7 protein-coding genes, 1 tRNA gene and 1 pseudogene are annotated in these 6,873 nt (G+C 65.5%); 4 read left to right on the top strand and 5 right to left on the bottom strand.

The features are described 5' to 3' along the window. The 5 genes from QK444_RS29835 to QK444_RS29815 all read right to left on the bottom strand — a co-directional run. Positions 1-741, bottom strand: a 741-nt coding sequence (locus QK444_RS29835) for an ABC transporter ATP-binding protein (protein ID WP_282785452.1), incomplete at its 3' end; no start/stop codon positions are given. Continuing rightward, positions 738-1,970, bottom strand: a complete 1,233-nt coding sequence (locus tag QK444_RS29830; protein ID WP_282785451.1) for a branched-chain amino acid ABC transporter permease — start codon at positions 1,968-1,970, stop codon at positions 738-740. The genes QK444_RS29830 and QK444_RS29835, both read right to left, overlap by 4 nt. Next, positions 1,967-2,995, bottom strand: a complete 1,029-nt coding sequence (locus QK444_RS29825) for a branched-chain amino acid ABC transporter permease (protein WP_282785450.1) — start codon at positions 2,993-2,995, stop codon at positions 1,967-1,969. Before QK444_RS29825 ends, QK444_RS29830 begins: the two co-directional genes overlap by 4 nt. Before the next feature lie 92 nt (positions 2,996-3,087). Further along, complete coding sequence (locus QK444_RS29820) at positions 3,088-4,278, bottom strand: branched-chain amino acid ABC transporter substrate-binding protein (RefSeq protein ID WP_282785449.1); 1,191 nt, start codon at positions 4,276-4,278, stop codon at positions 3,088-3,090. A gap of 247 nt (positions 4,279-4,525) precedes the next feature. Then, a complete protein-coding gene (locus QK444_RS29815; RefSeq protein ID WP_029929050.1) occupies positions 4,526-5,152 on the bottom strand; it encodes an ANTAR domain-containing response regulator in 627 nt (208 codons plus the stop codon). A gap of 218 nt (positions 5,153-5,370) precedes the next feature. Between QK444_RS29815 and QK444_RS29810 the strand changes: the two genes are divergently transcribed. The 4 genes and pseudogenes from QK444_RS29810 to QK444_RS29795 all read left to right on the top strand — a co-directional run. Further along, positions 5,371-5,457 (top strand) — tRNA-Leu (locus QK444_RS29810). Between the two features lie 362 nt (positions 5,458-5,819). Beyond that, on the top strand, positions 5,820-5,999 hold the full coding sequence (locus QK444_RS29805) for a hypothetical protein (RefSeq protein WP_282785448.1): 180 nt from the start codon (positions 5,820-5,822) through the stop codon (positions 5,997-5,999). 41 nt (positions 6,000-6,040) lie between these two features. After that, on the top strand, positions 6,041-6,499 hold the full coding sequence (locus tag QK444_RS29800; RefSeq protein WP_282785447.1) for an NUDIX hydrolase: 459 nt from the start codon (positions 6,041-6,043) through the stop codon (positions 6,497-6,499). A 95-nt stretch (positions 6,500-6,594) separates the two neighbouring features. Further along, positions 6,595-6,873 (top strand): annotated as a pseudogene (locus tag QK444_RS29795) (hypothetical protein); the annotation flags it as partial.

Genomic DNA, 6,873 nt, shown 5'->3' with positions numbered 1-6,873 from the left:
GCTCGGGTTGAATCCGGCGGCGGGCTCGTCCAGGCACAGCAGTTTCGGCTCGGTGGCCAGCGCCCGCGCGATCTCCAGCCGACGCTGGTCGCCGTAGGACAGATTGCGCGCCTTCTCCACCGCGCGCGGCGCGATGCCGACGAATTCCAGCAGCGCCATCCCGCGCTCGATGGCATCGTGCTCCTCGCGCCGGTGGCGTGCGGTGCGGAACAATGCGCCGGGCACCGAAGTCCGGTGCCGCGCATCGGTTCCCACCACCACGTTCTCCAGCGCGGTCATCTCCTCGAACAGCCGAATGTTCTGGAAGGTGCGTGCGATGCCGAGCCGGGTGATCTCGTTGCGTTTGGTCTTGGTGAGCGGCTTCCCGTCGAAGGTGACGGTGCCCCCGCTCGGCCGGTAGACCCCGGTGATGGCATTGAAGCAGGTGGTCTTGCCCGCCCCGTTGGGCCCGATGAGGCCGAGGATCTCGCCGCGCCGGATCTCGAAACTGACCTGATCCAAGGCCGTCAGGCCGCCGAACCGCACGGTCAGGTCGTCGGTGCGCAGCAGCGGTGCGCCGACCGCGGTCTCGATCTCGCGATGCGGTGCGACCACCTCGGCGACGGCCGCCGCACTGCCCAGACCGGGCAGCACCTCGGAGACGTCCAGGGTGCCGGTGCTCTCGGCCTCCGGGGCCTCGGTGTATCCGGCCGCGAAATCCTCGTTGTCGTACAGCGCGTCGCCCGCGCCGGGCCCGGTCATCGCCGTGCTCCCGTCGTAGCGGACGCCACCGGTTTGTGCACCGCCCGGTACACCTGCCGCCCGTAGGCGAGCAGTCGCTGCCGGACCGGGAACAGACCCTGCGGCCTGAAGATCATCACCACCACCAACGCGAGACCGAAGAACAGATACTTGTAGTCACCGAGCGACTGGCCGCCCACCTCCACCGACATGAACCGGTTCGGCAGGTACACCACCAGGAACGCGCCCACGATCACCCCGAGCTTGTTGCCCTGACCACCGATGACCACGGCGCACAGGAACAGCATGGAGTTGATGATGTTGAACACGCCCGGATTGATGTACTGCACCTGGCCCGCGTACAGCGCACCCGACAGACCGCCGATGGCCGCGCCGATGGTGAAGGCCCACAGTTTGAACTTGAAGGCGGGCACCCCCATCATCTCGGCGGCGTCCTCGTCCTCGCGGATGGCCACCCAGGCCCTGCCGACGCGGCTGCGCTCGAGGTTGCCCACCAGCACCAGCACCACGATCACCAGCGCCATGCCGATCCAGAACCACCAGGTGCCGGAGTTGGCCCGGTCCAACAGATTTCCGCTCTCGGAGTCGCCGAGATTGCCGGAGGAGAAGTAGCCGCCCGGATGGTCCTCCGATTCACCGACTCGCGGGTAGGCGATACCGGACAGACCGAGGCTGCCATTGGTGATGTCGCCGAGGTTGTCGGCCAGCAGCCGCACGATCTCACCGAAGCCGAGGGTCACGATGGCCAGGTAGTCGCCGCGCAACCGCAGTGTCGGCGTCCCCAGGATGAGCCCGGAGATGGCGGTGAGCAGAATAGCGATCGGCACACAGGCCAGCCATGCCCACTTGGTATTGAGGAAGCCGCCGTCGGTTTGATTCCACGGACTGTTCGGACTGGTGAGCAGGCCCACCGAGTAGGCGCCGACGGCATAGAAGCCGACATAGCCCAGATCGAGCAGACCCGCCTGTCCCACAACGACATTCAGGCCGATGGCGATGAGCGCCGTCATGGCGAACTGCGCCATCACACCGCCGAAGCTGGTGCCCGGGGTGTCGAGCAGCGGCGGCGGGAACAGTGGCAGCAGCGCCAGCGCCACGATGGCCGGTACGCCGACGGCCCACTGCGCGGGGCGGGACAAACCGCCCCACCAGGCGCGCAGCGCATCGCCGACGCCGCGCATGGTCCGTTCCGTGTCCTGTGGGCGGTCGGTCGTCTTCGGTTCGCTCATGCGCGGGCCCTCCCCAGACTCTCACCCAGAATGCCGGTCGGCCGGAACATCAGCACGGCGACCAGCAGTACGAAGGCGACCACGTCGCGCCATTCGGTGCCGAACAGGATCTGCCCGTACATCTCGGCCAGCCCGAGCAGCAGTCCGCCCAGCAACGCGCCCCGCAGGTTGCCGATCCCGCCCAGCACGGCGGCGCTGAACGCCTTGATGCCCAGAATGAATCCGCCGGAGTAGATGATGCCGTTGGGCACCCGCAGCGTGTACAGCAGCGCCGCGGCACCGGCGAGCAGGCCGCCGATGAAGAAGGTCAGCATGATGACCCGCTCACGGGAGACGCCCATCAGGGTGGCGGTATCCGGATCCTGCGCGACCGCGCGCACGCCGCGGCCGAATTTGGTTCGGTTGATGAAGAATTCGGTGGCGACGGCCAACAGGATCGCGGCCACGACGATGACGACCGCGGTATTGGTGACGGCGGCGTCGAAGATGGAGAACAGTTCCGTCGGCCGCACCAGCATGATCGGCTGCTGGGCATTGGTGCCGCCCATACCCGGCCAGATCTTCGGCAGCACGTAGTGCACGAACTCCTGGAGCACGAACGACATGCCGATCGCGGTGATCAGGAAGATGAGCCGTTTCGCGCCGCGTTTGCGCAATGGCCGGTACGCGACCCGCTCCAAACCGACCGCGGCGCCGCCGGAGACCAGCATGCCGATCACCATCGCCGTGCCGAGGTACACGATCGTCAATCCGGTGCCCTGCGCGTAGACATTTCCGCTGGCCCCGAAACCGAGCAGCATCAGTCCGATCAACTGACCGAACATGCCCAGCATGAATACTTCCGAATGGGCGAAATTGATGAGGCGCAGTACACCGTAAACGAGGGTGTAGCCCACCGCGACCAGAGCGTAGATCGAACCGTAGGTGAGACCGTCGACGGTGAGCCGCCAGAATTGGTCGATCACACCGGTGACATTGAAATCGATGGACCCGTTCGCCAGCAGGGTCACAGCTGGTGAAGACATTCGTTACTTTCGCCGTAGAGGAAACAGCGTGTGCCGGCCGGGCCCGACAACCGGCCCGTAATTCCGGCACACGCTGTTTCGAATCGGTGCTGCTACTTGACCTCGTACATCCAGATCAGCGCCTTCTCCAGTTCACCGGTCGGGCCCCACTTGTACTCGCGGGCCAGGCCCTGTCCCTGGTAGGTGCGCACGTACTCGACCATGTCGGCGCGGGTCACCTTGCCGGCGACGATGCCCTTCAGCATGATCGTGGTCAGGTCGTAGCCCTCGGTGGAGTAGGTGCCCGGGTCGTAGCCGTTGAGGTCCTTGTACGCCTGGGTGAACTCGTCCGGTGAGGGACCACACGGGCAGGAGATGAGCGCGCCCTCGGCGGCGTCACCGGCCTGGCGCACGAACTCCACGTCCTTGGCTCCGTCGTCGGAGATGAATTCGGCCGTCACACCGCCCGAGCGCAGCTGCTGGACCAGCGGGGCCGCCTCGGCGTAGTAGCCCGCGTAGTAGATGGCGTCCGGCGCGGCCGACGACAGCTTCGACACCGCGGCGGAGAAGTCCTTGTCGCCTTCCTTGACGTTCACCGCGCAACTCGGGTCGGCGACCGAACCCAGGGTTTCGGTCAGGGTCCGGGCCAGGCCGACACCGTAGTCGGTGTTGTCCGCGACGACGCAGATCTTCTTGTACTTGCCGGTCTGCAGCAGATAGTTGGCGACCGCCGGGCCCTGGATGCCGTCATTGCCGAGGCCGCGGAAGAAGGTCTTCCAGCCGTTCTTGGTGAGATCGACATTGGTGGCCGACGGGGAGAGCGCCAGCAGTCCGGCATCGCTGAGCACCTGACCGGTCGCCTTGGTCTCGCCGGAGAAGGTCGGGCCGAGCAGGCCGACGATCGACGGATCGTTGATGATCGTCGGGATCACCTGGGTGGCCTTCTGCGGGTTGCCCTCGGTGTCGAATTCCTTCAGCGTCACCTGACAGTCGGGATTGGCCTTGTTGAACTCGTCGACAGCCAGCTTGGCACCGCGGACGATGTTCAGGCCGAGGTTGGCATTGGGGCCGGTCAGCGGACCCGCCATGGCGATGGACTGCGGGGCGCACTTGGCATTGCCGTCACCGGCCGGATCCGCGGCGGCCTTGGAATCGGTGGCAGCTACCTCGTTGCCCTCGAGGTCGACCTGAACCAGCGGCTGGATACTCAGCCCCCCGCCCTCCGCACCACCGTCGGTCGATTTGTCGCTGCATCCCGCCAGCGCGAGCGCCGCTGCCGCCCCGATGACCACCGCGCGTGCCATGCGACCGCGCCGCAGGGAAGACGTGCGCGTCATTGAACCAAGCACGATTCACCTCTATGTTCTGTACTCCCCGGCTCGCCGAGGGGGCCGCCCTCATCATGTCGGCCCGGTCAGAACATAACCCCGCCGCGTTAGCTGCGCATCACATTCGCATCAGTCGTGTGACATCGAGACAAACTATTTCCCCGCCCGTGTTGCCAGGGCGTTAAGGATCTACGATCCACCCCGGCAACATAGCGGTTAACTATTACTTGGGTGCGAGATTCTCCAGCACCACTTCGGCGACCGCCTTCATGGTGGTGCGTCGGTCCATGGCCGTGCGCTGTATCCACTTGAAAGCCTGCGGTTCCGATAGCCCCTGCGTCTGCATGAGCACACCCTTGGCACGCTCCACCAGCTTGCGGGTCTCGAGCCGGTCCGCGAGATTGGCGACCTCCCCCTCGAGGGCCGTGATCTCGTGGAAGCGGCTGGCGGCCAGCTCGATGGCGGGCACCAGATCCGACTTCGTGAACGGCTTGACCAGGTACGCCATCGCACCGGCGTCGCGGGCCCGCTCCACCAGGTCGCGCTGGCTGAACGCGGTCAGAATCACCACGGGGGCAACGCGTTTCGAGGCGATCTCGGCGGCGGCGTCGATCCCGTCCCGCCGCGGCATCTTGACGTCCATGATCACCAGATCCGGACGCAGTTCCTCGGCCAGGTCGACCGCCTGCTGGCCGTCACCCGCCTCACCGACGACGTTATAGCCCTCCTCGGAGAGCATCTCGACGAGATCCATCCGGATGAGGGCCTCGTCCTCGGCGACCACCACCCGCTTGGGGGCGGACGGCGCGGAGTCCTTCTTCGCGCCCGCGCCCCCTGCTGTCGTTCCCATAGATAGACCCCTGTCGCTTCCGATAACCAACACCGATGCTGCTCGTCCGACGCCACCCTCGCCGACCGGCACGCATCCGAGTAACCAAAGACTACCGCCCACCTCCGCCCACAACCCATCTACCCAGCGCAAACCGACCAGTATCACAACGTCACCCCCCGATCCCCGGCGTGGTTAGGTCCCCAGCCAGATCACCCGCTATAGTTTTCACCCGGTGCGCCGGGTTGGCGGAACTGGCAGACGCGACGGTCTCAAAAACCGTTGTCCGAAAGGACGTGTGGGTTCGAGTCCCACACTCGGCACCAAGGTCAGGGGCCGTTTCCGAGATCAGCGGAACGGCCCTTCCTCATGCGGTACGCAGTTGGTACGCGGCAACCCGCGTATCGGCCTCCGTCCCCGCGACGACGGCGTCCAGGCCGTTCGGGAGCAGGTGCCCACAGCGGTCCAGGACCAGCAATGGCGGTCTTGCACCCCAGCATTCGCTGCACGACTTCGATATTCGCTCCGGCACCGACCGCCAGGGATGCCGCGGCGAGATGCGAACAACCAGTCAGGACAACCAACCGGGGACATTGAAATGACAGCACGGCGAAAGACCGCCATTCGTAGAGTCGCGCTCGCTCTCACCGCCGCTGTCGCGGTGCTTCTCGGAGCCTATTTCGCATGTATGGGCGTTCTGCTCTATGTGTGGACCAACGCGCTCTCCTACGAGTTCGAGGAACGCGAACCGCGCTGGACTTGGCTGCTACTGGTCGGCTCCGTCGGCGGGATCGCATTGATGGTGTCGGCCATCGCGGTCACGATCCGGTTGTGGCGCAGAACAGCAGCGCCAGCCGACGGGGCCTGAACGGACGCCAATGCCCAGGGGCGCCGATACCATGGCCACGCATGAGCACCGAGCCGGTTTCGCGCATGGCGGCTCCGCGCGTTGCCGCCGGGGCGGTCATCGTGCGGGAGTCGTCGGTACTGCTGGTGCGGCCCACTTACAAGGACCACTGGGATATCCCCGGTGGATATGTCGAGATCGGTGAGTCTCCCCTGGACGCCTGCCGCCGGGAAATCCGGGAGGAGTTGGGAATCACCGTGCGCGACTTGCGTTTCGCGGCGGTGGATTGGGCGCCGGACAGGGCGGGTGACAAGCTGCTCTTCCTCTTCGCGGCGCCCGAACTCGATGGTGTGGATGTCGCTCGGTTGCGATTTCCCGATGGCGAGTTGGCCGAGGCTCGTTACGTGCGACTTCCGGATCTGGAGCGATATACGGTGCCGCGGCTGGTACGGCGGATCAGAGCGACGGTTCGAGTTTTCGACTCGGGCAGGTTTCCGATCTATCTCGAGAATGGGGAATGAGACGGGGGCTATAGCGGACAAAAGGCATGTGAAGATGTGCGGTTCAGATGAGGTTTTCTGTTCTGCCGCAATGGGTTTCGCGGTAGAATAGCTGTATGAATTCGGAGGGGGAAATCCAGCAGCGCGATCCCGCGCTCGCCATGTTGGCGACCGCGATCGACACACTGCTGGCCGAGGACCTGACCGGATTCACCGACACCGCATTCGCCGCCCGCGTCCAAGGACTGGAAGCATGCCGCCGCCGCCTCGAAACGGTCGGGCATCGGCACGTGGTCGAGATCAACGACCGACAGTTGTGGACCACGACCGGATCGGTGGGGTTGTACCGGTACCTGGTGGAAACCCTGCGCCTGGCCAAAGCCGACGCCGTCGCC

Origin of the sequence: Nocardia sp. CC201C, from assembly GCF_030010695.1 — a bacterium.
Classification (GTDB): Bacteria; Actinomycetota; Actinomycetes; order Mycobacteriales; family Mycobacteriaceae; genus Nocardia; species Nocardia otitidiscaviarum.
Note: the sequence above shows the minus strand (reverse complement) of the source record. Positions and strands in the feature narration are given on the sequence as shown.

Excerpts from the sequence above, each read along its gene's own strand:
- QK444_RS29830 (WP_282785451.1), bottom strand. The coding sequence starts at position 1,970 with ATGAGCGAACCGAAGACGACCGACCGCCCACAGGACACGGAACGGACC.
- QK444_RS29820 (WP_282785449.1), bottom strand. The coding sequence starts at position 4,278 with ATGGCACGCGCGGTGGTCATCGGGGCGGCAGCGGCGCTCGCGCTGGCG.
- QK444_RS29800 (WP_282785447.1), top strand. The coding sequence starts at position 6,041 with ATGAGCACCGAGCCGGTTTCGCGCATGGCGGCTCCGCGCGTTGCCGCC.
- QK444_RS29825 (WP_282785450.1), bottom strand. The coding sequence starts at position 2,995 with ATGTCTTCACCAGCTGTGACCCTGCTGGCGAACGGGTCCATCGATTTC.
- QK444_RS29815 (WP_029929050.1), bottom strand. The coding sequence starts at position 5,152 with ATGGGAACGACAGCAGGGGGCGCGGGCGCGAAGAAGGACTCCGCGCCG.
- QK444_RS29805 (WP_282785448.1), top strand. The coding sequence starts at position 5,820 with ATGGGCGTTCTGCTCTATGTGTGGACCAACGCGCTCTCCTACGAGTTC.